Origin of the sequence: Halomonas sp. AOP13-D3-9 (genome assembly GCF_052379125.1) — a bacterium.
GTDB lineage: Bacteria > Pseudomonadota > Gammaproteobacteria > Pseudomonadales > Halomonadaceae > Vreelandella.
In genome coordinates this window covers 201618-223368 of the sequence record NZ_JBQSYH010000001.1, presented here as the reverse complement: position 1 = coordinate 223368, position 21751 = coordinate 201618, and the positions used below count along the sequence as shown (strand labels likewise).

Below are 21751 nucleotides of genomic sequence, written 5' to 3'. Positions count from 1 at the left end.
GGAGAGCCGCCATGCCACGCTTCAACCTTACTCAGCTTCGTTATCAGCTAAGATCTCAACTGCGTCAGTACCGTCACTATCGTCGTAGTCGCCGTCAGTTACTGGCGCTTGATGACAGACTACTTGACGATATCGGCATTGACCGTACACAGGCGCTCAAAGAGGGTCATAAAGCGTTTTGGAAGCATACACCACTAGATGAGAGGCCTTATGAAAACCGCTGAGTATTACCTACTCGACGTCTTTACCGACCAGCCGTTTACCGGCAACCCATTGGCGGTGTTTCTGGATGCCGATGGGTTGGCAGCCAGTACCATGCAGGCCTTGGCCAATGAGCTTAACCTGGCCGAAACGGTGTTTTTAAGTTCTGCCACTGAACCGAATCACTACCCGATGCGGATCTTTACGCCGACTCGTGAACTCCCTTTTGCGGGGCACCCCACGGTAGGCACCGCGCATTTGCTAAGGGAACTGGATTTAGTGAACCGCGGGCAAGGCGTTGTGTTACAGCCCCCCGTCGGCGAGCTGGCGGTGAGCTATGAACAAGATAGAGCAACCTTTACTACCGCCCAGCCCGCCACGGTCACAGACAGTACAATTGATCACCCCACCGCCGTTGAGCTACTGGGATTGGACATCCACCAGGTGATTGGTGATCCCGTGATTGCCTCTTCCGGGCTGCCCTATCATTTAATTGAGCTAACGGATGTGGCAACACTAGAGAGCGTCCATATCTCTACGACGACCTGGGCGAATGCCGTTATGTCCAGCAGTGCAGAGCAGATATATCTGTATGTGATGGAGCAGACAAACGAAGCAGAAACCGTCGTTAAAAGCCGCATGTTCTGTATGCACGCCAGTATCTGCGAAGACCCCGCTACCGGTAGCGCCGCCGCAGCGTTGACGGGCTACCTGGCGTCACTGCAGCCAGACGCCTTGCACTGCAAGATTCATCAGGGTGTTGAAATGGGGCGGCCCAGCGTTATCTATACCGCCGCCAATGGCGAGATCAAGCCCGGCCTTGTGACGGTGGGCGGTAACGCAAAAGTGGTGGGAAAAGGCGAGTTTTACCTGGAAAGATAGCTAATCGACTCGCAAAAAAAGAGTGCCCGCCATTTAGCGGACACTCGGCTTTTCAATCAGTTTTTACTCGGAGGCCAGGCCTCACTCAGGCCGCCTGCACTTCGATACGGCGTGTGCGGTGGCTATCTTTCTTGGGCAGCGTTAGCGTCAGTACGCCGTTAACGATAGTGGCGGTAATAGCCTCACTGTCCACTTCGTGACTGAGGTTAAAACGCCGCGCAAAACGCTGGCCGCGAACCTCGGCGTGCAGCGCGCTCAGCCCTTCGGGCATATTTAGCGCTATCTCACCTTCCAAGCTCAGCACGTTGTTGTCGAGCTCTATTTTCAGCGTTTCATTAGTCACGCCGGGCATATCCGCCACCAGTTTGAGCGCGTTAGACTCCTCAATAATATCCACCGCTGGCAGCAGGGTTTCTTGAGAATGTTGCTCCTCACCACGCTGTAAAAGCGGGGAGTGGTTGGATGAACGAACAACGTTATTCATGATTTATCCCTCCTTTTACAAGGTTAAAAAACATGATTTACGCCGCCTGAACATCAATACGCCGCGGCTTGAGCTCTTCCCGTTTAGGCAGCACGATCTCAAACACCCCATGGGCATGGCGGGCCTCTGCCCGCTCGGCATCTAAACCGTCGGGGAGCGCAATCGCCCTTACGAACTCACCGCTGGCGCGCTCACGGCGAAATATCGGGCGCGAGCTGCCATCCTCATTGCTTCCCGTTACAGCATCACGCTTGCCACGCAGCGTCAGCACATTATCTTGAACATCAATAGTGAGATCCGAAGGTGCCAGCCCTGCCGCAAACACGTAGACACGCACAGCGTCATCGCTACGCGCCACGTTGATCATGGGGAAACTACCTCGCGGCACCGCGCGAATATCCATCGCATTGCCGTCGGGGAAGAAGCCGTCCAGCAGTTGACTAAACCAGTCAAACTGTCGATGCGAACCGGTTTCAAAACGCTTGAGATCATCGAACATATCGAACACCTCCTACGTTAAGCAGACTGTGAGAATTGCGATAAGAGGCAGCCTCTTATCCACTCCACCGAAGCAGCCTCTACAGTTTGCAAAATAGGAGCGGTCAATCAATTTTCAAGGGTCTGGATGGCAATTTTTTGGGCTATTGAATCGCCGTTAACGCCACAGAAATAGTGACTGAAGAAATAGTGACAGAAATCACTACTTACCGATAATGACTGTTCCCGACCCACTGATTACGGTATTACCGTGGGCTCCCACACTGCCAAGAATAGCGGCAGGTTTGCCATTGACGAGCACCGTGGGCGACACTTCATTAGTAATCGGACTGCCACAAGCCGACTTATCGTCTAACCTTGCGGCAGACAGCCCATCATAAAAAACATCAGGCGAGCCACTTACCAACGGGTTTGTGCCGTGCCCTGGTTTAGGGCACGCAGTAGGGTCAGTAACACGTGCTGCTGGCTTTCCACTCATCGTACAGCTCCTTAAGCGTATGCCGTTGTAAACCTTTCAATATGACGATTATTCAATATTAAGTAATATTCAGCAAGGTTACAGATCCTCACTTAAGTCCGTCAGTTAACACTTACCAACCATCAGGCGACCGTCACGTCGGTAGAGAGATAGACATCCTGGATCGCATGCAGCAGCTCAACGCCTTCCTGCATCGGTTTTTGAAACGCCTTACGCCCAGAAATCAGACCCATCCCACCCGCGCGTTTGTTGATCACTGCCGTGCGCACCGCTTCGCCGAGATCGGAGTGCCCCTTGGAACCACCGCCGGAATTAATCAAACCTGCGCGACCCATAAAACAGTTGGCGACCTGGTAACGGGCTAGATCAATGGGGTGATCCGTGGTCAGCTCGTTATAAACCTTATCGTGGGTATGACCAAAGCCCACAGCACGATAGCCACCGTTGTTCTCAGGCAGTTTCTGTTTGACGATATCCGCTTTAAGGGTTGCAGCCATGTGGTTGGCTTGGCTGGTGAGGTCGGCGGAGGCATGATAATCGGTACCGTCCTGTTTGAAGGCCGGGTTGCGCAGATAGGCCCACAGCACTGTGACCATACCCAACTGGTGGGCCCGCTCAAAGGCCTCGCTGATCTCCATGATTTGCCGACGACTTTCATGGGAGCCAAAGTAAATCGTCGCCCCCACCGCCACGCAGCCCATATCGTGGGCTTGCTCCACATCGGCAAATAGCGTCTGGTCGTATATCGCCGGGTAACTCAGGGTCTCGTTATGATTCAGCTTCAACATCATCGGGATTTTGTGTGCGTAGCGTCGCGCCACGGAAGAGAGAACCCCAAGCGTCGAGGCGACGCCGTTGCAACCCCCTTCGAGGGCCAGTTCAACGATATTAGCTGGGTCGAAGTAGCGCGGGTTAGGCGCGAACGAGGCGCCCGCCGAGTGCTCAATCCCCTGATCCACCGGCAACAGGCTGAGATAGCCAGTGCCCGCTAAGCGACCATGGTTAAAAAAGCTCTGCATATTGCGTAATACCGCTGGACTGCGGTCACTATCAGCCATGACACGGTCGATAAAATCCGGGCCCGGCAGATGCAAGTCCTCACGACGAATACCCTGACAAGTATGATTAAGCAGACTATCGGCGTCACTGCCTAGCAGAGCGGTTATATCGGTCATGGTGAACTCCTTATACTTGTCCATAACAAAAGGTAAGTGTAGGCCATATGCCGCTTCAATAAAGCCTGACCCTTAAATAGAACATAGTGGAAGCAGCACGGCAATTAGGCAACGCCAGGTTGCCCAGCGGTTGACAAAGCTACGACTAAAGAATGAAAATATAATCACGAATGAGTTTTAGTCGCAAATAAGACTAAGCCTGCTAACTTTGTATTCTCACCTGGAAACAACTTTTACAATGCCCGCCTCTTCGCCACTTGCAGCTCCGTTGGCATCCTCCTATCGGCGTTTTATCGTTACCCGCTTGCTGATTGTCGCAGGGTTAGCCATCGCCTTGGTCATTTCTCTGCTAGCTGATATCGCCAGTGGCCCTGCACATATCCCAATGGCTGATTTAATCGCGCTGGTGTTTGATGCCCATGCTCAAGGCCCGATTCAGCAGGCCATTGTCTGGGAAATCCGTATGCCGGCAGCACTCATGGCCGTACTGGTAGGCGCTACCCTAGGCTTGGCGGGGGCAGAGATGCAAACGGTGCTGAATAACCCGCTGGCCAGCCCGTTTACCCTGGGCGTGGGCGCGGCGGCGACCCTGGGCGTTTCGCTGGTGATTGTCTTTAACCTCACCCTGCTGGGTTTAAATGCCCACTACGCCACCGCCTTGATGGCGTTTGTATTTGCGGCGGCGTCGATTTTGACCATCAATGCGCTGTCGCGCCTCTACGGCGCCAGCCGTGAAATCATCGTGCTGTTTGGTATTGCGCTGGTGTTTGTACTCAACGCGCTGGTCGCGCTTTTGCAGTTGATTGCCAGCCCCGATGCGTTACAGCAACTCGTTTTCTGGACGATGGGCAGCCTATCGCGAGCTTCCTGGGAAACGGTCGCCATTGTGGCGGCGGTCTTGGCCGTTTGCCTGCCCTTCTCGCTGCGCAGCGCCTGGGCAATGACGGCACTGCGTTCGGGCGATGAACACGCGCGCAGTTTCGGCATTGCGGTTGAGCGTTTGCGACTTATCTCACTGCTTAGAGTGAGCCTACTCGCTGCCGCCGCGGTGGCGTTTGTGGGCACCATTGGCTTTATTGGGCTGGTGGGCCCGCATATGGCACGTCTGGCGCTGGGTGAAGATCACCGTTTCTACCTACCGGGCAGCGCTCTGGCCGGGGCGCTGGTGCTGTCGCTTGCTTCCATCGCCAGTAAAACGCTGGTCGATGGGTTGGTGTTGCCGGTAGGGCTGGTGACCTCGCTGGTGGGCATCCCCTTCTTTATGGCCTTGATCATGCTGCAGGGGCGGGCACGATGAAGGCCGGTTTTACGCTCAGCAACGTTACGACGGGCTACCGCAAACGACGAGTCTTTGAGCAGCTAAACCTACCCACACTGCCACCCGGTTCGCTGGTCGCGGTGCTGGGGCCCAATGCGGTGGGCAAATCAACCCTGTTAAAGGCCATCGCGGGCTTGCAGCCTTCTTGCGGGCAAATGCAGCTTAACGATATCGATCTCGCCACCCTCAGCGGTGCAGCGCGAATGCGCCATGTGGGCTATTTACCGCAAACACTCCCTCAGGCCACCACCCTGGTCGCTTATGAAGCGGTGCTTAGCGCCTGCCGTGCCGTCCGCCCCGATCTCAGCCGTGTAGAAATAGACACGTTGATCGAGCGCGTTTTTGATGCCCTGGCCATTCGCCCGCTCGCCCTGCGCCCGTTGAGCGAGCTCTCCGGCGGTCAGCGTCAGATGGTGGGCCTGGCACAGGCGATTGCCCGCCAGCCCGCGCTATTACTGTTGGATGAGCCCACCAGCGCGCTGGATCTGCGCTGGCAGCTGGCACTGATCGATACCGTGCGCGCAGTGATTGCGGAGCGTCAGGCGGTCTGCCTGATGGCGATCCACGATATCAATCTGGCACTGCGCTTCTGCGACCAGGTGCTGCTGTTTGGCAACGGCGGTCTGCTGGCTGCCGGCGACCCTCACACGGTGATTACCCCCGACGTACTGCACGCCGCCTATGGCGTAGAGGCCCGGGTCGAACGCTGCTCGCTGGGGCGTCCGGTGGTGTTAAGCGATCGCGTTAGTCATCTCTCTGCGAACACCCCCTAGGAGACCGACATGCGCCGCTTGGCTATTAATTTGCTGTGTTGGATGAGTTTGTTAAGCACTGCCGCATGCCTGGCAGGTGAGCCTGCGGAGGGTTTCCCTAAACAAATCACCGATTTAGCAGGCCGCCAGGTGACACTCTCAGCGCCGCCGACTCGGCTGTTCCTTACCCAGCCGCGCCAGCTGTATGCCTTGGCATCGCTACTGGATGACCCAACCCCGCACTTGGCGGGCTGGGCTTATCCGCTGGCCGTGTTTGACCCCGCTATGGCCCAGCGCTTTAGTACCCAGTGGCCTGCACTTGCCCAACTGCCCACGCTGTCCAGCGCGCCGACACCTCAACTCGATAGCGAAGCCCTGCTAAACCTGGCGCCGGATCTAGTGCTGTTCGATCTCTCCCGTGCGGGCAGTGTGGAAGGTTCCCCGTTGGCACGGCTGTTCGACGAACTGGGCATTGCCTATCTGTTTATCGACTTTAACCGTCACCCGCTGGAGAACACGCCCAAAAGCCTTGCCCTTTTAGGCCAGGCATTAAACGCAACGCCCAGGGCCAGCGCGATGATTGCCTTGATTGAGCAGCGCTTGGCGCGTATCGACCGGCGCTTGGCAGACCTTCCTGCATCCCCACCCACCGTCCTCATCAATGTCGCTCCTGGGGTGAAAGTTGACTGCTGCCGCACCAATCTACGCAACGGGCTTGCCGACTTAGTGGCCCGGGCAGGCGGCGATAATATTGCCGGTGCCTTAGCCCCTGGCGCATCAGCAACGCTAAGCAACGAGTGGGTGCTGAGCCACCCGCCCGAGGTCGTTATCAATACCGCGGGGCAGTGGGCAGCAGGCGATGGCATCAGCGTGGGGCTTGGGATTAGCGATGCAGAGATTGCCCAAGACCTGCGCTCGCTTAGCCTCGAACTGCCCGGCTGGCAGCATCTCGGCGCCGTTCAGCAAGGGCAGTTCTACGCGCTTTGGCACGGTTTCCACCAAGGCCCCTTCGCCATTGTGGCGCTGGAGCGTATTGCCCAGTGGCTGCACCCCGCGCTGTTTAGCGATCTCGACCCGGCCGCCACCTTCGACGCCCTGCTACCCACCCCGGCAGCGCTAAGCCGCGAGGGCCGCTTCTGGGGAGCCCTCATCGCTCAATAACACCTCCTCCCTCAACCCACTGACGACAAAAAGTATCGATACCACCCATGCTTCGCTCCCGAACCATTGCGCTGTTTTCGCCGCTGCTACTGCTCAATCCTCTGCCCTATGCCTTCGCGCAACAAGCCAACGAGACCGCTTCAGAAACGGTCTCAGAAACAGTGATCGTCACCTCAGATCGCCTCACTGACGTGCCCCCGCAGAGCTATCGCGCCCAGCGCTCCAGTTTGGCCAGCAAACAGCCGGTGTCGTTTCTGGAAGAGGCCCGCACGGTGGAAACCGTCACCGCCCAGGTGATGGCCGATCATAATATCGACAGCCTCACTGAGGCGATGGCGATGGTCGCGGGGGTCACCGAAGGCAACAATATGGGGGGCACCGAAGACGGTTTTATCAAACGCGGTTTCGGCAGCAACAGCGATGGCTCGATTCTGATCGACGGCATCCGCCAGCCCCGCGGTACCTTCTCCATGGCAACGGTGGATCATGTCGAAGTACTCAAGGGGCCAGCGTCGCTCTTTCAAGGCCAGCAGGATCCTGGCGGGGTGATCAACCTGGTCACCAAACGCCCGGAGTACCAGTGGCAACGCGAGATCAGCGCCGCAACCACCTCCTTGGGCGGCGGCAATGCCAGCGTGGATATCACCGGCCCGCTTGCCGATAGCGGCCTGGCGTTCCGGTTTATCGTCCATCATGAAGATGAAGACTCCTTTCGCGCCTTCGGTAATGACCGACGCACAATTGTTGCCCCTTCGCTGCGCTGGGAAGGCAGCGACAGCCGTGCGCAGATCTCTTATGAGTATCGCGACTACGACTTGGATCTGGATCGCGGCACGGTGATTGTCGGAGGCGAACCTGCCGAAGTAACCCGCAAGCGGCGGTTTGACGAACCTTGGTCGCGCGTTTATGGCCACGACGAAGCCGTCACCGCCTGGTGGGAACAGGATCTTAGCGCCAACTGGTCAACACGCTTGACCTACGGCTGGAACCGTCGCCAGTACAGCGATGGCCAGCCACGGGTACTGCGTGTAGATGAAGAAACCGGTGCACTAACCCGCCGCGCCGATGCCAACTACGGCTTTGACCGGCGCGTACAGTATACCGCCTGGGACACCTCGGGTAGCGCCACCCTGGCAGGCATGCGCCACGATCTCACTATCGGTGTGGATCATGAACGCCAGCGGGATTATCTGGCCGAGGTGTATCGCGGTACAGCGGTCACCGACCAAAATGTATACGACATGAGCTACGGCGGTCTAAATCTGGATAGCGATAGCCTTAACACCTCGCGAAGCAACCGCCTTGATGAGATTAATACGACCGGCGTTTATCTCAATGACCGTTGGCACTTCAACGACCGCTGGACGCTGGGGCTAGGCGGGCGCTATGCCCACTACGAGCAGTTTGGTGGCCGTGGCCGCCCCTTCGTGACCGCCACCGATATCAGCGACGATATTTTCCTGCCGTCGGTCAGCCTGCTGCATCGCTTGAGCCCGGAGACATCCGTTTACGCTAGCTACAGTGAAGCTTTTGTGCCCAATGGCGCCGATAGCGATACCGGCAAAGCGCTGGATCCTGAACAAAGTATGGGCAGCGAAATCGGCGTCAAACACCTCTGGAATGACCAGTTCTCGTTGGCCGTTGCGCTGTTCGATATCCGCAAGGAGAATGTTGCCGTCTCCGACAACGGCGTGACCCGCACGGTAGGCGAAGCGGGCTCCCAGGGTGTAGAGCTAACGGTTTCCGGCCGGTTGACCGATCAGCTCTCACTGCTAGGCGCGTACGCCTATACCGACACCGAAGTACTCAAAGACACCGAAGGCACCCAAGGCAACGCGCTAACTAACGCCGCACGCCACACCGCCAGCCTCTACTTGGCGCACGACTTAACCACCGCACCTGGATTGGGTGACTGGCGCCTGGGCGGTGGAGTACGCTACGTGGGCGAGCGCGAAGGCGACGCCGACAATAGTTTCCAGCTAGACGCCTACACCGTCGCCGATGCCTTTATCGGCTGGGATACCCCTTGGCTGGGCGACAACCTGCACCTGCAGCTCAACGCCAAGAACCTGTTCGACACCACTTACTACCCCTCCAGCGGCGGCAGCACCCGGGTAGTGGTCGGTGACCCGCTGGAAGTTAGCCTGCAGGCGTCGGTTAAGTTTTGAACAACTCATCGCCTTTGTAGCTTCATCCAAATGTGACTGCTGCCAAAGCCGGAAGAATAGTGCTTGAATACGCCCGATACAGTACGTCTGGCGTTACATCACTCCTCCAATCCCCCACACCAAACGCATCGAAAAGGCGATGAGCAGCACTCCCATCAACCGCTCGAACCAGTGACCGATACGCAGAAATCGCTCGCGAACAGGTGGGCTGGTAAACACAAGGCTGACCAACACGAACCAACCGGCATTGACCAGGCACATCCAACCGCCATAAAGCATTTGAATGCGCAATGGCGTCGAATCACTGACCACAGTCGTGAACACGGCCAGGAAAAACAGCGTCGCCTTGGGGTTGGTCGCATTGGTCAGAAACCCCAGCGCGAACGACTGGTGAAAACTCCTTGCCCCTGTCTCGGCTGCGGCATCCAGCGCCAGCCCGGCTGTGTGCTTGCCTGCCTGCCGGATGAACATGATGCCGAGATATAACAGGTAAGCTCCGCCCACCAACTCGGCCGCACTCAGTAGCCAGGGGGTTGTGTGCATCAACGCGCCGACCCCCAGCAAGGTATAGATCACATGTACCGAGATACCGGCACCAATGCCGACCGCCGTAGCGATGCCTAGACGCCTCCCATAGAGTACGCTCTGGCGAATCGTGACGGCGAAGTCCGGCCCCGGCGCCACGACTGCAAGAAAGTGTATGGCGGCCAGGGCAAGAAATTCCGCCAGATAATCCGGTGTCATATATCCGCTCCTCTCTCATCGACTATCAATTGTATTGATAAAGAACGGCTGCGATAATCCAACGTAAATTCAAATGTTCTTTGCCTCATGAGCACAAATCAGATGGTCGCCCTGTTGGGCGAAATGGCGGTCTTCGTCAAGGTCGTCGAAACCGGCAGCTTTTCAGAAACGGCACGCCAGTTGGGCGCAACGCCCTCGGCAATCAGCCGCTCGGTTGCCCGCCTGGAGAAGGCGCTGGGTACCCGGTTGCTCCAGCGCACGACCCGCAAACTGCGACTAAGCGAAAGCGGGTATGAGGTTCATAGACGTTGCGTGGACATGGTGAGCGCAGCGCAAGCCGTGATGGCCGTTTCCGGGCAGTTCGACCCAGAACCACAAGGTCTAATACGAGTCAGTGTGCCGAAGGCGGTAGGACGTTTCGTCATTCACCCCCACATTCCTGACTTCCTGACGCGTTATCCCAGAATCAACGTTCAGTTACAGCTCAATGACAGCTATGTGGACTTGATTGATGATCAGGTGGATCTGGCAATCCGCATTACTGATCGCCCTTCACCAGGTCTTATGGGGCGAAAGCTCATTGACATCGACCACATGCTTTGCGCGACGCCGGACTATCTCAAGCGTCACGGCACACCAGCGCACCCGCACGATTTGAAAGTGCACAATTGCATTTTTCTGGGCGAGGAGCCCGGTGATTCCCGCTGGAAATTCCAGCGCAACGGCAAGAACGTGAGCGTCAATGTGCACGGTCGCTATGCGGTCAATCACACTGGTGCAAGGCTGGATACGGTCTTGCAACACCTTGGTATTGGCAGCTTGCCGTACTTCACTGCTCGCCATGCGTTGCAGCAGGGACATATCGTCCAAGTACTTCCGGAATGGGAATTCAAGACCCATTATTATTGCGGCGAGGCCTGGGTGCTTTATCCACCAACTCGGTATCTGCCACCAAAACTGAGTGCTTTTATCAGCTTCATGGCCGAGCGACTGGGCCAGGAACCCACTTTGTATAAAAAGCCACCCCAGGAACTACTAGAGCTATCGTCCCCTCCCTACGAATCGCCTGAGGCGTCCTTTTAGTACCCTGCAGTGCGAGTCAAGTTAGGTGGCCGTAGTCAGTCCTTTGTTACCGAGACTGACATTAACGACGATATATTTTCCTGCCACTTACCCCTCAAGCGGCGGCAGCACGCGAGTAGTGGTCGGTGACCCGCTGGAAGTTAGTCTGCAGGCGTCGGTGGGGTTTTAAGCGAGGTTTTGAACAGCTCATCCCCTTTATAGGCTTCAACCAAATGCGACTGCTGCCAAAGCCGGGCGACTAACTCTTGGATAAAGCTGCGCACGATAAGCGAGGGGCGTCGACCCGCCCGAGTAACGACACAAAACGGCGAGGCAATCTCGACTTGATCCGGCAGTAGCGCTTTGAGTTCGCCCCGTTCCACCCAGTGGCTAGCGTAGTAGTGGGGCAAGTTACCGATAAAGTGGCCGCTTAAAATCAGTAGCGCCTGTGCCTCCATATTGGAGGCATGGGCGCCGACTTGCGCATTGGGAAAGCTTTTAAGTTCCTGAAGATTGGCATAGGGGCGCACGACAAAGGGGTATTTGATAACTTCTTCTACCGTTAATTGGGCACTGTCGCGGGCAAACAGCGGATGCTGTTTCGCGCAATAAATGCCGTGCACCTCCGTGTAAACTTGGCGGTGTTGCAAGCCTTCCATCTGGGCCGTTTCTGGCAGTATACCTAGCTGCACTTCGCCACTGGCGATCTCGCCGATCAAGCGGTCAGGACTGCCCACGGTGATATTAAGCCGCGCCTTCGGGTTCTTGCGCAGGAACTCACCAATCACGCCTTTCAGATCAAGATCCACATCCATAATGGTGTTATCGACAACACCTAAACGCAGCGTGCCGTAAACGGAGCTGCGCAGCTCGCTCATCTCGCTATCAAAATCATCAACGGAGGCAAGCAACACCTTGGCACGCTCATACACCATTGTGCCCCGCTCAGTGAGCTCAAACCCCTGCCGCCCCCGGCGACATACAGTGAAGCCTACCCGCTCTTCAAGTGCCCGGATATGAAAGCTCACAGCGGACTGGCTCATATGCAGCGCCGTTTGCGCACCCGCAAAACCGCGATGCTCAGTCACGGCAAGGAATACAGAGAGGCTTTTAAGATCGGCAGCTGAGAGTTTCATTAGAGTGCTCTACGTTAGTGCAATTCACATCAATAAAACGGGTACAAACATCGAAAGATAGCAGTTTTATTGTTGCATAACGCCTGCTTTACTCAAGGGGTTGTTGTTCAACGGGCCTTCGCCTTTTGATTCGAGTATCACCACCCCGAGGAGCATCCCCATGCAACGCATCCCGACGATTACCGCAGGCCTCTTACTTGGCGTTAGCTTCGCCTCTACTGCGCACAGTGATTTGCTTGACGATATTCGCTCAGACGGCACTTTTACTGTCGGCACTGAAGCGCGCTTCGCCCCGTTTGAATACATTGAAGAGGGTGAGATTGTCGGCTACTCCGCCGACATTATGGAACACATCATGGAAGAGCTTGAGGGTGTTGAGCTGATCCGTATGGATCTGCCCTGGCAGGGTATTCTGCCGGGCCTGGAGCGCGAGCGTTTTGACTACGTGATCACATCGGTCACCGCTACCCCCGAGCGCATGGAGCGTTACCACTTAAGCGCCCCCATTGCCGATGCCACCATGGCGATTCTCAAACGCGCTGGCGAGGATGACATCAGCTCACCTGAAGATATCGCTGGCAAAGTAGCCGCCGCTCAAGCGGGTTCCGCTCAACTGGAAGCACTGGAATCCTTGGCCGCCGAGCTTGAGGAAGCGGGCACCCCTGTTGAAGATATCCGCACCTACACAGGCGTTGACGAAGCCTACGCCGAGCTGGGTACCGGCCGCGTTGATGTGGTGATTAACAGCCTGCCCAATTTGCTCGAAGCCGAGCGCACCCGCCCCGAGGTATTTGAAGTGGTCGGCACCTTTGGTGACCCGGTTTACTTTAGTTGGGCAGGGCGTAATGACGAAGAGAGCGCCTCGCTAAATGCCTTTATGGATGAGCAAATTCAACGCCTCAATGAAGACGGCACTCTGGAAGAGCTACAAGAGAAATGGTTCGGCGGCCCGATGGATCTGCCTTTAGAACTGCCAGCGGCCGAGTAACACGCCGCGCAGTTCGCTAAGCCGATTCTCTTTTTTCTAAGGGTGCACCATGTTTGAGATATTACTCAACCACTACCCTGTGCTGCTTAAGGGCTTGACCACCACCTTGGTGGTCTCGCTTTGCGCCATCGCACTGGGCTTGGTATTAGGCGTGTTGCTGGCCTTTGGCTTAACCAGTCGCTACCGCCTGGTGCGCTGGCCCTGTGGGCTTTACCGCAGCTTTTGGCGTGGCACCCCCATCTTGCTGCAACTACTGCTGGTCTATTACCTACTGCCCGAAATCGGCATTGAGATAGCGCCTATTTCAGCGGCTATTTTGACCCTAACACTGAACACAACGGCCTTTCAGGCGGAAATTTTCCGAAGCGGTATCGGCCATATCCCCGCTGGACAAATAGAAGCGGCGCGCATGGCGGGCATCTCGGCTTGGCAAACCCGCAGGCGCATCATCATGCCCCAGGTATTTCGCCTGACGCTGCCGCCGTTAACCAACGAGATCATCACCATTCTCAAAAACTCCTCTTTGATCTCAGTAATTGCGGTCACCGAACTCATGCGCGTCAGCGAACAAATTGCTTCGCGCACCTTTCAGCCGCTGGAAACGTATTTGGCTGCCGCGCTGCTTTATCTCGCGGTCAATTTGGTGCTGGCACGCATCAGTGCTTACTTAGAACGCCGCATGGTCGGCGGCCTGGCCACAGAATAAGGGAGTGTCCGCTATGTTAGATATTGCCCTGCTCTGGGAAGCGCGAGGCCTGATTTTTCAAGGGTTATGGAACACCCTGTGGATCTGCTTGTTAGGCTGCCTAGTGGCGCTTTCATTGGGGTTGGTGCTGGCAGCGCTGCGGCTGGTCAATCCACGTTTGTTCAGCTACCCGGTGGCCTGCTACGTTGAGATATGCCGCGGCACGCCGCTACTGATCCTGCTGTTTTTACTCTATTACGGCGGCCCCAGCATCGGTTTGACGTTGAGCGCTAGCATCGCTGGCGTTGTTGGAATAGGTCTCTATGGCGCGGGTTACTTTGCGGAAATTTATCGTGGCGGCTTCAAGTCGATTCCGAAAGGGCAGCTTGAAGCGGCACGGATGCTCGGCATCTCCCCCTGGCACGCGCTAATACGCATTCAAATTCCTCAAATGGCGCGCTTGATCGTACCGCCCAGCACCAACCAACTCATCATTTTGGTGAAAGAGTCCGCGCTGATTTCAATTATCTCGGTAGACGATCTGACTAAAAATGCGACCACGATCGTTAACCAGACCTTTCAGGTCATTGAGCCCTACCTGGCAGTTGCGCTGCTCTATTGGCTAATGATTGAACTGGTTGCGCGGGGCGGCTATGCACTGGAAAAACACTTAGCTAATCGTCAACCGCGCCAAGTCGCTCAAAAGGATAACGCCCATGCCAACGGCTGACACGCTCTCACCGCCTACTTCTACCCGACAAAAAGCCATTGTTGAGGCACATGGTATTAGTAAGCAGTTTGGCGAGCTGGAAGTGTTGACCAACATCGACTTCAGCCTCGCCCCTTCCGAGGTGGTCTGTGTGATTGGCCCCTCCGGCTCGGGTAAATCCACCCTGCTGCGCTGTTTGGCGTTTTTAGAGCCCTACGATCACGGCAGCGTCTATATCGACGGCCAACTATTGGGCTATGAAGACCGCAGCGGCAAGCGTGTGCGCACTAGCGAAAAGCGCGTGGATGAAGTGCGCGCCCCAGTGGGCATGGTGTTCCAGCACTTTCATCTCTGGCCCCACCGCACTGCGCTTGAGAACGTAACCGAGGCGCTGCGCTTGGTTAACGGTCTATCTCACCGTGATGCCGATGTAGAAGGCATGGCGATGCTCGAACAGGTTGGCCTTGCCGACCGTGCGGGCCATTTCCCCGAGAGCCTTTCCGGTGGCCAGAAACAGCGCGTGGCCATTGCCCGGGCGCTCGCCATGAAGCCCAGGGTGATGTTCTTCGATGAGCCTACCTCAGCGCTTGATCCGGAATTGGTCGGCGAAGTGCTGGATGTCATGAAAAAGCTGGCCGCCGAAGGCATGACCATGGTGATCGTCACCCACGAAATGGGCTTCGCCGCCAAAGTCGCCGACCGGGTGATCTTTATGGATCAAGGCCAGGTGGTGGAGAGCGGCCCGCCCGCTACGCTGTTTCGACAGCCGAAAAGCGAGCGCCTACAACAGTTTCTGAATACCTGGCGCGAGCGCCATATCGACTGATTCGAAAGACAAGTACCGATTAGCTAACACCACGACGACACACCTGGAGATTCAAATGAGTACTGACACACGCTTTGACCACGCGCGCATTGACCAACTGCCCCACAGTAACAGTGAGCCCTGTGGTCACAATCATACCCTGGACAACCCCATTTCTCCCGATGGCACACCAGTGCTAGGCGAGCGTTACGAAGTCGCCGCCCGTGGCGGCAAGGCAGTACGCCTTAAGGCCGGTCAAACAATCCGTATTATCAATACTCATGGCACTCAGGTGTGCGATACCTGGGCGTTCAGCACCGCTAACCCCAATGAGTTTATGTCCTGGGAGCATGGCCGCGCCTGGTTGAGTGGGTTGATTCCTCAGGTAGGCGACCCACTGATGAGTAACCGCCGTCGCCCGATTATGACCCTCACCGCCGACACCTCGCCGGGCATTCACGATACGTTGATGGCCGCCTGCGACCTGTTCCGATATATGACGCTGGGCGTCGAGAGCTATCATGATAGCTGTGCCGACAACCTGCGCTTAGCCATGCAAGCCATTGGCACAGAGGCCCCCGAGGTCCCACAGCCGTTCAACTTATGGATGAATATCCCGGTTAACGCCCAGATGAAAGTCGACTGGTGCCCTCCGGTGTCTAACGCTGGCGACTATGTTGAACTACGCGCCGAGATGGACTGTATTGTGGTCATGTCCGCCTGCCCACAGGACATAATCCCTATCAACGGAGCGGACTGTGTGCCTGTCGAGTTGCATTTCGAAGTTTACGAATAACAAACACCTGTGGAGAGCCTGATGCAGAACCACACCGATCACCCTACCGATGGATCCCCCACAGATCTGGCGACAATCGCCGCTGCGGTAAAACCGGCGCGTTTAGCTAATGACTTGGCAACGGCAGCCCAATTTGGCGCTCGCTCGGATGGTGGTGTGGCGCGCCTTGCGCTTGACGAAAACGATACCCGGGCGCGGCTGTGGCTGATTGAACAGGCCAGTGCGCTGGGGGCAACGGCAAGCGTAGACGCCATCGGTAATGTGTTTCTTGATATTCCCGGCAGCGACCCTGAGCTTGCCCCCGTGGTTACTGGCAGTCACTTGGATAGCCAACCGGCAGGTGGTAAGTACGATGGCGCACTCGGCGTGCTTGCTGGCCTTGAAGCACTACGCGCACTTAAACAGGCTGGTTTTATACCGCGCCGCCCTCTATCACTGGTAAGTTGGACCAATGAAGAAGGCGCGCGCTTCTCACCCGGCACCTCAGGCTCAGCGGTCTTTTGCGGCGTGCGCGAGCTTGATGAAACGCGCCAGGTTGAAGACAGCGACGGCGTCAGCCTGGGAAGTGCATTAGACACTTGCTTGGCTGCACTGGACGCCGCCGGTGTGCCGCGACGTTCATTGGCAACGCCCATGCACGCCTTCCTGGAACTGCATATTGAGCAAGGCCCAATATTGGAGCGTGCCGGTGCTGCAGTGGGCGTGGTTGACGGTATTCAGGGCGTTAGCTGGTTTGAAGTCACGATAACGGGCAGCGCCAACCACGCAGGCACTACCCCGCGTGCCATGCGTCGCGATGCATTTGAAGGCGCCTGCGCGTTAGCAACAGCGCTCAGGGAAGCCGCGAGAGATGACGAAGACCGGGTGCGCTTTACCATCGGCAAGTTCACCGTTAGTCCTTGCTCGGTGAACACCATTCCTGACCACGTCTCCTTCAGCATTGATTTACGCCACCCAGAAGCGCTAACGCTCAAAGCGCTGGAAGCCGAATTCAATAAGCTCGCTCAGCAGAACTGGGCAGGTTGCCGTGCAACGCTGACACCGCTCTCGCGGGTTGAGCCGGTCGCGTTTCCCGAAACACTTACCGCCCTACTAGATGACGCCGCCCAGGAGTTAGATATTAGCGCACCGCACTTGGTATCCGGTGCCTTTCACGACGCTATTCACCTTGCCAACCACTGCCCAACGGCGATGCTGTTTGTGCCCTGCCGCGACGGTCTTAGCCACCATCCAGATGAGCATACCGAGCTCGCCGATGCCGTGGCAGGTACGCAACTGTTAGCCGCCAGTTTGGCGAGCCTAACTCGATAAGGAGAGCAACATGACCAAGGGCACCGACGGCACTCGCCACAACGCCGCCACTGGCGAAAGCTACCTACCGCACCAAGAACCACGCTATCGCGAAATAGCCAGCTTTATGCGTGCGCCGCTCGCCGACTCCTTGGCGGAACTTGATATTGCCCTGGTCGGCATTCCGTTTGATGGCGGCGTGAGTAACCGCCCCGGTACCCGCCACGGCCCGCGGGAGATTCGCAACCAGTCAAGCATGATGCGCAGCCTGCATCATGTTACCCGGCTTGATCCCTTTGCCCAGGCACGTATTGCTGACATCGGCGATGTGCGCTTTTCGTCGATCTACGACCTTGAGCAGGTCTCCAATGATATTGCCGCTTATTACAGTGCCATTCGCCGGGCAGGCGTTATCCCGCTAAGTGTCGGTGGCGACCACTCGATTACCTATCCGATTCTGCGTGGTTTAGCGTCTGATGGCCCAGTGGGCCTCATCCATATCGATGCCCACACCGACACGTGGGATGAGTTTCAGGGCTCAAAATTTCACCACGGCGGCCCCTTCCGGCTCGCCTGCGAACATGGCCTGATTGATCCTAAACGCACGGTGCAGATTGGTATTCGCGGAGCCCAAAACACCACCCAAGGCTGGGATTATTCTGACGCTAGCGGCATGCGGGTGATGTTTATGGAGGAAGTAGATACGCTGGGCATTGAAGCGGTCATCGCCGAGGCTAAGCGCGTAGTGGGAGATGGTCCGGTCTACCTCTCGTTCGATATCGATAGCATCGACCCCGCCTTTTCCCCGGGCACCGGCACCCCAGAAGTAGGGGGTCTCACCAGCCTGCAAGCACTCAAGCTAGTGCGCGGCTTTCGAGGTTTACCGCTTATCGGCGCCGATGTAGTGGAAGTCTCCCCACCCTTCGACCCCAGCGGTAACACGGCCCTGCTTGGCGCTACTGTTATGTACGAGCTTTTGTGTTTGATGACAGAGCAGGTAGGCAGTGAGAGGCAATAAACTTACCAATGGTTGATAAGGAGTCGTCTACACGGGTGTTATCCATTAGGATTAATGCGATGAGTCATTTCAACCCCGTCAGGAGATGCGCCCATGCAGCTTTCCACCTGGTTGCTTTTTGTTGCCGTGGCACTAGTCAGCATTGCCAGCCCCGGGCCCGCTTTTCTAGTCGCGGTGCGCAATGGCATGGCAGGAGGAGCCAAACGCGTGGCGCTTTCGTCGCTGGGCAATATCACTGGCCTACTCATACTGGCCAGTGCAGCAGTCTTGGGGCTGGGGGTGGTGTTGAATGCTTCGGAAGTGCTGTTCAACCTGCTGAAACTGGGCGGCGCAGCCTACTTGATCTACCTGGGCATTCGTCAGTGGCGCAGCAACACCTCCCTTGCGGTCTCAACCAGCCCGGCGAAATCCACTCCCAGATGGCGCACGGTCAGTGAAGGTGTACTGGTCGCCATGAGCAACCCTAAGGCGATCCTGTTCTTCACTGCCCTGTTTCCACAGTTTCTGGATACGCAGCGCGCCTTGCTTCCTCAGTTCTCCATCATGGTAGGTACCTTCATGGCACTCTCCTTTGTCACCTTGATGACCTACGGCACCCTTGCCAAGCATCTCGTCCGCTGGCTGAGCAGTCGCTCGCGGGTGGCATGGGTCAATCGCCTGATGGGTAGTGCTTTTATCGGATTGGGCCTATCCATTTTACGCTTACGGCAGCCGGTGTAGCGCCCTATTGATTGTGGTTGCGGGCCAACGGGCAATCATAGCAGTGACAATAACGGCAAAGAGTAGCCGTGCCCATAAAATGCCCGCTATATCGGCCCCGAGCATTAAGATCAGCAGCGTGTCTTCTATAACGCTATGGCAGAGGCCGAGAAAGCATAATGCAAGCGTACTGTCGCGCTTGCTGAGGACGCCGTTTTGCACATCCCGAATCAGCAGCCCCGCGCCGTAGCTTAATCCCAACGTAAAACCAATCACCGTTACATTCGCTGCCGAACGGCCAATGCCTAATAGCTTGAGTAGCGGTAGCAAACCAAGATGAATCCAGCGCTCCAGGCCGAGCTTTTTCAGAAGTTTTAGGAGCACAATCAGCGCTAAAATAATCACAAAGATAAGCGCTAGCGTTTCAAGCTGTGCAATAGCCCAACTGCTTAGCGTTGGCGCTGTCGACAAGCTTGGTTGCCATACCAATGCTACTGGCGCTTGCAACAAACCAAAATACGAATAGAAACAGTGCAAGAGCCAAGCAAGCAGCAAAGCCCCACCTACGCGCAGGACTAACGTAGCCCACCACGGTACGCCAGCGCGCTTGGCGACGGCCCCTTCAACAGGAATCGAGTGCCCTACCAGCATCAACGCACCCAGCACCGTTACTTGCTCGGTACTCAAGTGCATATCACCGGCTACTTGAAGAAATACCACAATGGCGGTGTACAAGTTGGTAAAGAGCGCCGCCGCCCACACAACGCCCAACTGCTCGGGCAAACCGAGTATGCTCATTAAGGGAGCTAATACCGTTCCCAGCCAGCCGATAACCCCAAAGAGCTCTAATCCTTTGACGATAAGCAACGCTGGAATCAGGATTTTGAGCAGTGTCAGGTACACGCGCAGCGCGTCTTGTAATAGGTGAGTTACCCAAGCCCATAGATGATGAATTGTTATCTGCATCAAGCCCCCGTTGCCATCATTTGAACAACGGTTATGATAATGGGGCTCACGCAGAATCTTCTTTTCAATTCTGCACTAACAATCACTATTCGTTCTTTATGAGCTCAGAAAGGACATTTTATTTCATGGACGCCATTGATCGACGAATCCTTGACCAGCTTCAGCGTAACTCCAGCCTGACCAACCAAGCATTAGCGGATGCGATAGGGCTTTCACCCTCCGCCTGTTTAAAGCGCGTTAATCGATTACGCGACGCTGGAATCATTGAGCAGGAGGTAGCACTACTCAATCCTGACGCCTTGGGGCAGTGCTTGCACATGGTGGTAGAAGTCACCATGGAGAGGGATAACAAATCACTCTACCAGCGTTTTTTAACAGCAGCGCTGAGCGCCCCTGAAGTGAAGCAGTGCTATCAGGTAACCGGCGAGTGTGATTTTGTGTTGATAGTGACAGTCGCTGATTTAGATGAGTACGACAGCTTTTGTGATCGCGTGCTCTATGGCGACGACAACCTGCGCAAGTTCCGCACGTTACTGTCGCGTAAGCGGCATAAGTTTGATACGTCGGTACCGATGGGAAGCTTACTCTCTACATAACGAGATTTACTCTGCTGGGGCGATGGGGTACGTCTGCCAGCCAGTTGGCGGCTCATCTCCCAGCCAGTGCGCAAGTACCGCCTGGCTTGCCGGAAATAACGGAGCAGGCAGAGCGTCGGGACTGAACCAACGCCATTCAGTAAATACGTCAGGCTCAAGCACGAATGCTTCAGCTTCCTGCTTCACCTTGGCGAGCACTGCTCCTGTCACGACAGAGACTGCGCTATTCAAGTGCTGAGTTATCGCCAGCAATTTTGGACACTGCAGCTCGGAAATCCCCGTTTCTTCTGCAATTTCGCGAACAGCTGCCATCTCAAATGACTCACCCGCATCAACATGTCCACCCGGCAAACACCAGCTTGGCGATTCACCGGGTTTATCGCGGTAGCCAAGCAGCACTGCTCCGTCAGGCCGGACAAGAATAGCGCCAACACCGATAATAGGCTGTCCGATACTGTCCATCATTAACCCTTTTACAGATCAGCTAGAGCACATAGGTAACTTAAGCCGTCAGCCCAATCCCGCGCAATATCACCGAGGTGACCGACTGTACAGCTTTTTCGAACTGCAAGTCATCCAGCGGTTGATCGTCGTTGAGCAGATAGATTTGGTAGTCAAAGTCAGCGTAGTGCTGGGTGGAGGCCCAGATCATATAGAGCAGGTAAGACGGCTCGACGGGGTTGATTTGGCCTGTTTCGACCCACTCGCGAATTTTCGACTCTTTCAGCTTGGCCCATTCGTAAAGGTTGTCGCGCAGGCGCTCTTTAAGAATTGGCGCGCCCTGCATCACCTCGGCTGCCCATATTTTTGATCCATGAGCGCGATTGCGAGAGTGGTTCATCTTGGCGCGGATATAAGTGGAGAGCACCACGCGGGGGTCATCGTAGAGCTCGAAGCAAAGCGCATCCTGCTTCCATACTTCTAAAAGCTCCAGTAACACATCCTGGTACAAGGCTTTTTTGGTGGAGAAGTAGTAGTGCACGTTGGACTTGGGAATATCGGCCAACTGGGCGATTTCACCCATAGAGGCACCGGCGTAGCCTTTTTCGGCAAATAGCTGCTCCGCGGCTAAGAGAATCTTCTTAACGTTGGTCTGGCGAATTTCGTCCTGGGTTCTTGCCACGCTGCACTCGTTCCTTA

The 21751-nt window shown here is 56.1% G+C and carries 25 protein-coding genes; 16 read left to right on the top strand and 9 right to left on the bottom strand.

Annotated elements, in window-relative coordinates:
• Nucleotides 1-11 precede the first annotated feature (11 nt).
• On the top strand, nt 12-224 hold the full coding sequence (locus ACT3UM_RS01050) for a YjiS-like domain-containing protein (RefSeq protein ID WP_498895312.1): 213 nt from the start codon (nt 12-14) through the stop codon (nt 222-224).
• The gene (locus ACT3UM_RS01045; protein ID WP_498895310.1) at nt 211-1083 is read left to right on the top strand and encodes a PhzF family phenazine biosynthesis protein; all 873 of its coding nucleotides are present in this window, start codon (nt 211-213) and stop codon (nt 1081-1083) included. Before ACT3UM_RS01050 ends, ACT3UM_RS01045 begins: the two co-directional genes overlap by 14 nt.
• A gap of 85 nt (nt 1084-1168) precedes the next feature.
• Here ACT3UM_RS01045 and ACT3UM_RS01040 read toward each other — a convergent pair whose 3' ends face one another.
• The 4 genes from ACT3UM_RS01040 to ACT3UM_RS01025 form a co-directional block, all read right to left on the bottom strand.
• Nucleotides 1169-1567, bottom strand: a complete 399-nt coding sequence (locus ACT3UM_RS01040; RefSeq protein WP_498895308.1) for an Hsp20/alpha crystallin family protein — start codon at nt 1565-1567, stop codon at nt 1169-1171.
• Between the two features lie 37 nt (nt 1568-1604).
• Complete coding sequence (locus tag ACT3UM_RS01035) at nt 1605-2066, bottom strand: Hsp20/alpha crystallin family protein (protein WP_498895306.1); 462 nt, start codon at nt 2064-2066, stop codon at nt 1605-1607.
• A gap of 201 nt (nt 2067-2267) precedes the next feature.
• Nucleotides 2268-2543: a PAAR domain-containing protein gene (locus tag ACT3UM_RS01030; RefSeq protein WP_498895304.1), complete on the bottom strand. Its 276-nt coding sequence runs from the start codon at nt 2541-2543 to the stop codon at nt 2268-2270.
• 122 nt (nt 2544-2665) lie between these two features.
• Nucleotides 2666-3718 (bottom strand): class I fructose-bisphosphate aldolase, encoded by a 1053-nt coding sequence (locus tag ACT3UM_RS01025; protein ID WP_498895302.1) that lies wholly within the window; start codon nt 3716-3718, stop codon nt 2666-2668.
• A gap of 238 nt (nt 3719-3956) precedes the next feature.
• Here ACT3UM_RS01025 and ACT3UM_RS01020 point away from each other — a divergent pair, with 238 nt between their 5' ends.
• The 4 genes from ACT3UM_RS01020 to ACT3UM_RS01005 are packed head-to-tail and all read left to right on the top strand — an operon-like array spanning nt 3957 to nt 9117.
• A complete protein-coding gene (locus ACT3UM_RS01020) occupies nt 3957-5015 on the top strand; it encodes a FecCD family ABC transporter permease (RefSeq protein ID WP_498895300.1) in 1059 nt (352 codons plus the stop codon).
• On the top strand, nt 5012-5809 hold the full coding sequence (locus ACT3UM_RS01015) for an ABC transporter ATP-binding protein (RefSeq protein ID WP_498895298.1): 798 nt from the start codon (nt 5012-5014) through the stop codon (nt 5807-5809). The genes ACT3UM_RS01020 and ACT3UM_RS01015 overlap by 4 nt, the downstream gene beginning before the upstream one ends.
• Before the next feature lie 9 nt (nt 5810-5818).
• The gene (locus tag ACT3UM_RS01010) at nt 5819-6949 is read left to right on the top strand and encodes an ABC transporter substrate-binding protein (RefSeq protein ID WP_498895296.1); all 1131 of its coding nucleotides are present in this window, start codon (nt 5819-5821) and stop codon (nt 6947-6949) included.
• A 47-nt stretch (nt 6950-6996) separates the two neighbouring features.
• Complete coding sequence (locus ACT3UM_RS01005) at nt 6997-9117, top strand: TonB-dependent siderophore receptor (protein ID WP_498895294.1); 2121 nt, start codon at nt 6997-6999, stop codon at nt 9115-9117.
• 93 nt (nt 9118-9210) lie between these two features.
• Here the strand turns inward: ACT3UM_RS01005 and ACT3UM_RS01000 are convergent, their stop codons facing one another.
• On the bottom strand, nt 9211-9861 hold the full coding sequence (locus ACT3UM_RS01000; protein ID WP_498895292.1) for a LysE family translocator: 651 nt from the start codon (nt 9859-9861) through the stop codon (nt 9211-9213).
• Between the two features lie 87 nt (nt 9862-9948).
• Here ACT3UM_RS01000 and ACT3UM_RS00995 point away from each other — a divergent pair, with 87 nt between their 5' ends.
• Nucleotides 9949-10944 (top strand): LysR family transcriptional regulator, encoded by a 996-nt coding sequence (locus tag ACT3UM_RS00995; RefSeq protein WP_498895290.1) that lies wholly within the window; start codon nt 9949-9951, stop codon nt 10942-10944.
• Nucleotides 10945-11084: 140 nt separating this feature from the next.
• On the opposite strand, the gene ACT3UM_RS00990 is transcribed toward ACT3UM_RS00995, so the two are convergent.
• Nucleotides 11085-12059, bottom strand: a complete 975-nt coding sequence (locus ACT3UM_RS00990; RefSeq protein ID WP_498895288.1) for a LysR family transcriptional regulator — start codon at nt 12057-12059, stop codon at nt 11085-11087.
• A 160-nt stretch (nt 12060-12219) separates the two neighbouring features.
• On the opposite strand from ACT3UM_RS00990, the gene ACT3UM_RS00985 reads away from it, so the two are divergent.
• The 8 genes from ACT3UM_RS00985 (at nt 12220) to ACT3UM_RS00950 (ending at nt 19070) form a co-directional block, all read left to right on the top strand.
• Complete coding sequence (locus ACT3UM_RS00985) at nt 12220-13047, top strand: transporter substrate-binding domain-containing protein (RefSeq protein ID WP_498895286.1); 828 nt, start codon at nt 12220-12222, stop codon at nt 13045-13047.
• Nucleotides 13048-13096: 49 nt separating this feature from the next.
• On the top strand, nt 13097-13753 hold the full coding sequence (locus ACT3UM_RS00980) for an amino acid ABC transporter permease (protein ID WP_498895284.1): 657 nt from the start codon (nt 13097-13099) through the stop codon (nt 13751-13753).
• 13 nt (nt 13754-13766) lie between these two features.
• Nucleotides 13767-14462 carry an amino acid ABC transporter permease gene (locus tag ACT3UM_RS00975; protein WP_498895282.1) on the top strand — a complete coding sequence of 232 codons (696 nt, stop codon included), beginning with the start codon at nt 13767-13769 and terminating at the stop codon, nt 14460-14462.
• On the top strand, nt 14449-15267 hold the full coding sequence (locus tag ACT3UM_RS00970) for an amino acid ABC transporter ATP-binding protein (RefSeq protein ID WP_498895280.1): 819 nt from the start codon (nt 14449-14451) through the stop codon (nt 15265-15267). Before ACT3UM_RS00975 ends, ACT3UM_RS00970 begins: the two co-directional genes overlap by 14 nt.
• Nucleotides 15268-15322: 55 nt before the next feature.
• Complete coding sequence (locus tag ACT3UM_RS00965; protein ID WP_498895278.1) at nt 15323-16042, top strand: DUF1989 domain-containing protein; 720 nt, start codon at nt 15323-15325, stop codon at nt 16040-16042.
• Nucleotides 16043-16063: 21 nt separating this feature from the next.
• Complete coding sequence (locus tag ACT3UM_RS00960) at nt 16064-17353, top strand: M20 family metallo-hydrolase (RefSeq protein WP_498895276.1); 1290 nt, start codon at nt 16064-16066, stop codon at nt 17351-17353.
• 10 nt (nt 17354-17363) lie between these two features.
• On the top strand, nt 17364-18350 hold the full coding sequence (speB, locus tag ACT3UM_RS00955) for an agmatinase (RefSeq protein WP_498895274.1): 987 nt from the start codon (nt 17364-17366) through the stop codon (nt 18348-18350).
• A gap of 93 nt (nt 18351-18443) precedes the next feature.
• Complete coding sequence (locus ACT3UM_RS00950) at nt 18444-19070, top strand: LysE family translocator (protein WP_498895272.1); 627 nt, start codon at nt 18444-18446, stop codon at nt 19068-19070.
• On the opposite strand, the gene ACT3UM_RS00945 is transcribed toward ACT3UM_RS00950, so the two are convergent.
• Nucleotides 19053-20015, bottom strand: coding sequence for a nucleoside recognition domain-containing protein (locus ACT3UM_RS00945; RefSeq protein WP_498895270.1), 963 nt, complete (start codon nt 20013-20015; stop codon nt 19053-19055). The two genes, ACT3UM_RS00950 and ACT3UM_RS00945, sit on opposite strands and share 18 nt — an antisense overlap.
• Before the next feature lie 125 nt (nt 20016-20140).
• Between ACT3UM_RS00945 and ACT3UM_RS00940 the strand changes: the two genes are divergently transcribed.
• Nucleotides 20141-20611, top strand: coding sequence for an Lrp/AsnC family transcriptional regulator (locus ACT3UM_RS00940; protein ID WP_498895268.1), 471 nt, complete (start codon nt 20141-20143; stop codon nt 20609-20611).
• Nucleotides 20612-20617: 6 nt separating this feature from the next.
• On the opposite strand, the gene ACT3UM_RS00935 is transcribed toward ACT3UM_RS00940, so the two are convergent.
• Nucleotides 20618-21073, bottom strand: a complete 456-nt coding sequence (locus tag ACT3UM_RS00935; RefSeq protein WP_498895266.1) for a nucleotide triphosphate diphosphatase NUDT15 — start codon at nt 21071-21073, stop codon at nt 20618-20620.
• A gap of 40 nt (nt 21074-21113) precedes the next feature.
• Nucleotides 21114-21734, bottom strand: a complete 621-nt coding sequence (locus tag ACT3UM_RS00930; protein WP_498895264.1) for a TetR/AcrR family transcriptional regulator — start codon at nt 21732-21734, stop codon at nt 21114-21116.
• Nucleotides 21735-21751 lie beyond the last annotated feature (17 nt).

Bases quoted from the DNA above. Each gene is read 5' to 3' on its own strand.
- ACT3UM_RS01025 (WP_498895302.1), bottom strand. From the start codon at position 3,718: ATGACCGATATAACCGCTCTGCTAGGCAGTGACGCCGATAGTCTGCTT.
- ACT3UM_RS01045 (WP_498895310.1), top strand. From the start codon at position 211: ATGAAAACCGCTGAGTATTACCTACTCGACGTCTTTACCGACCAGCCG.
- ACT3UM_RS00980 (WP_498895284.1), top strand. From the start codon at position 13,097: ATGTTTGAGATATTACTCAACCACTACCCTGTGCTGCTTAAGGGCTTG.
- ACT3UM_RS00950 (WP_498895272.1), top strand. From the start codon at position 18,444: ATGCAGCTTTCCACCTGGTTGCTTTTTGTTGCCGTGGCACTAGTCAGC.
- ACT3UM_RS00975 (WP_498895282.1), top strand. From the start codon at position 13,767: ATGTTAGATATTGCCCTGCTCTGGGAAGCGCGAGGCCTGATTTTTCAA.
- ACT3UM_RS01050 (WP_498895312.1), top strand. From the start codon at position 12: ATGCCACGCTTCAACCTTACTCAGCTTCGTTATCAGCTAAGATCTCAA.
- ACT3UM_RS01010 (WP_498895296.1), top strand. From the start codon at position 5,819: ATGCGCCGCTTGGCTATTAATTTGCTGTGTTGGATGAGTTTGTTAAGC.
- ACT3UM_RS01005 (WP_498895294.1), top strand. From the start codon at position 6,997: ATGCTTCGCTCCCGAACCATTGCGCTGTTTTCGCCGCTGCTACTGCTC.
- ACT3UM_RS01030 (WP_498895304.1), bottom strand. From the start codon at position 2,543: ATGAGTGGAAAGCCAGCAGCACGTGTTACTGACCCTACTGCGTGCCCT.
- ACT3UM_RS00995 (WP_498895290.1), top strand. From the start codon at position 9,949: ATGAGCACAAATCAGATGGTCGCCCTGTTGGGCGAAATGGCGGTCTTC.
- ACT3UM_RS01020 (WP_498895300.1), top strand. From the start codon at position 3,957: ATGCCCGCCTCTTCGCCACTTGCAGCTCCGTTGGCATCCTCCTATCGG.
- ACT3UM_RS00960 (WP_498895276.1), top strand. From the start codon at position 16,064: ATGCAGAACCACACCGATCACCCTACCGATGGATCCCCCACAGATCTG.
- ACT3UM_RS00965 (WP_498895278.1), top strand. From the start codon at position 15,323: ATGAGTACTGACACACGCTTTGACCACGCGCGCATTGACCAACTGCCC.
- ACT3UM_RS01015 (WP_498895298.1), top strand. From the start codon at position 5,012: ATGAAGGCCGGTTTTACGCTCAGCAACGTTACGACGGGCTACCGCAAA.
- ACT3UM_RS00985 (WP_498895286.1), top strand. From the start codon at position 12,220: ATGCAACGCATCCCGACGATTACCGCAGGCCTCTTACTTGGCGTTAGC.
- ACT3UM_RS00945 (WP_498895270.1), bottom strand. From the start codon at position 20,015: ATGCAGATAACAATTCATCATCTATGGGCTTGGGTAACTCACCTATTA.
- ACT3UM_RS00935 (WP_498895266.1), bottom strand. From the start codon at position 21,073: ATGGACAGTATCGGACAGCCTATTATCGGTGTTGGCGCTATTCTTGTC.
- ACT3UM_RS01040 (WP_498895308.1), bottom strand. From the start codon at position 1,567: ATGAATAACGTTGTTCGTTCATCCAACCACTCCCCGCTTTTACAGCGT.
- ACT3UM_RS01000 (WP_498895292.1), bottom strand. From the start codon at position 9,861: ATGACACCGGATTATCTGGCGGAATTTCTTGCCCTGGCCGCCATACAC.
- ACT3UM_RS00970 (WP_498895280.1), top strand. From the start codon at position 14,449: ATGCCAACGGCTGACACGCTCTCACCGCCTACTTCTACCCGACAAAAA.
- ACT3UM_RS01035 (WP_498895306.1), bottom strand. From the start codon at position 2,066: ATGTTCGATGATCTCAAGCGTTTTGAAACCGGTTCGCATCGACAGTTT.
- speB (WP_498895274.1), top strand. From the start codon at position 17,364: ATGACCAAGGGCACCGACGGCACTCGCCACAACGCCGCCACTGGCGAA.
- ACT3UM_RS00990 (WP_498895288.1), bottom strand. From the start codon at position 12,059: ATGAAACTCTCAGCTGCCGATCTTAAAAGCCTCTCTGTATTCCTTGCC.
- ACT3UM_RS00940 (WP_498895268.1), top strand. From the start codon at position 20,141: ATGGACGCCATTGATCGACGAATCCTTGACCAGCTTCAGCGTAACTCC.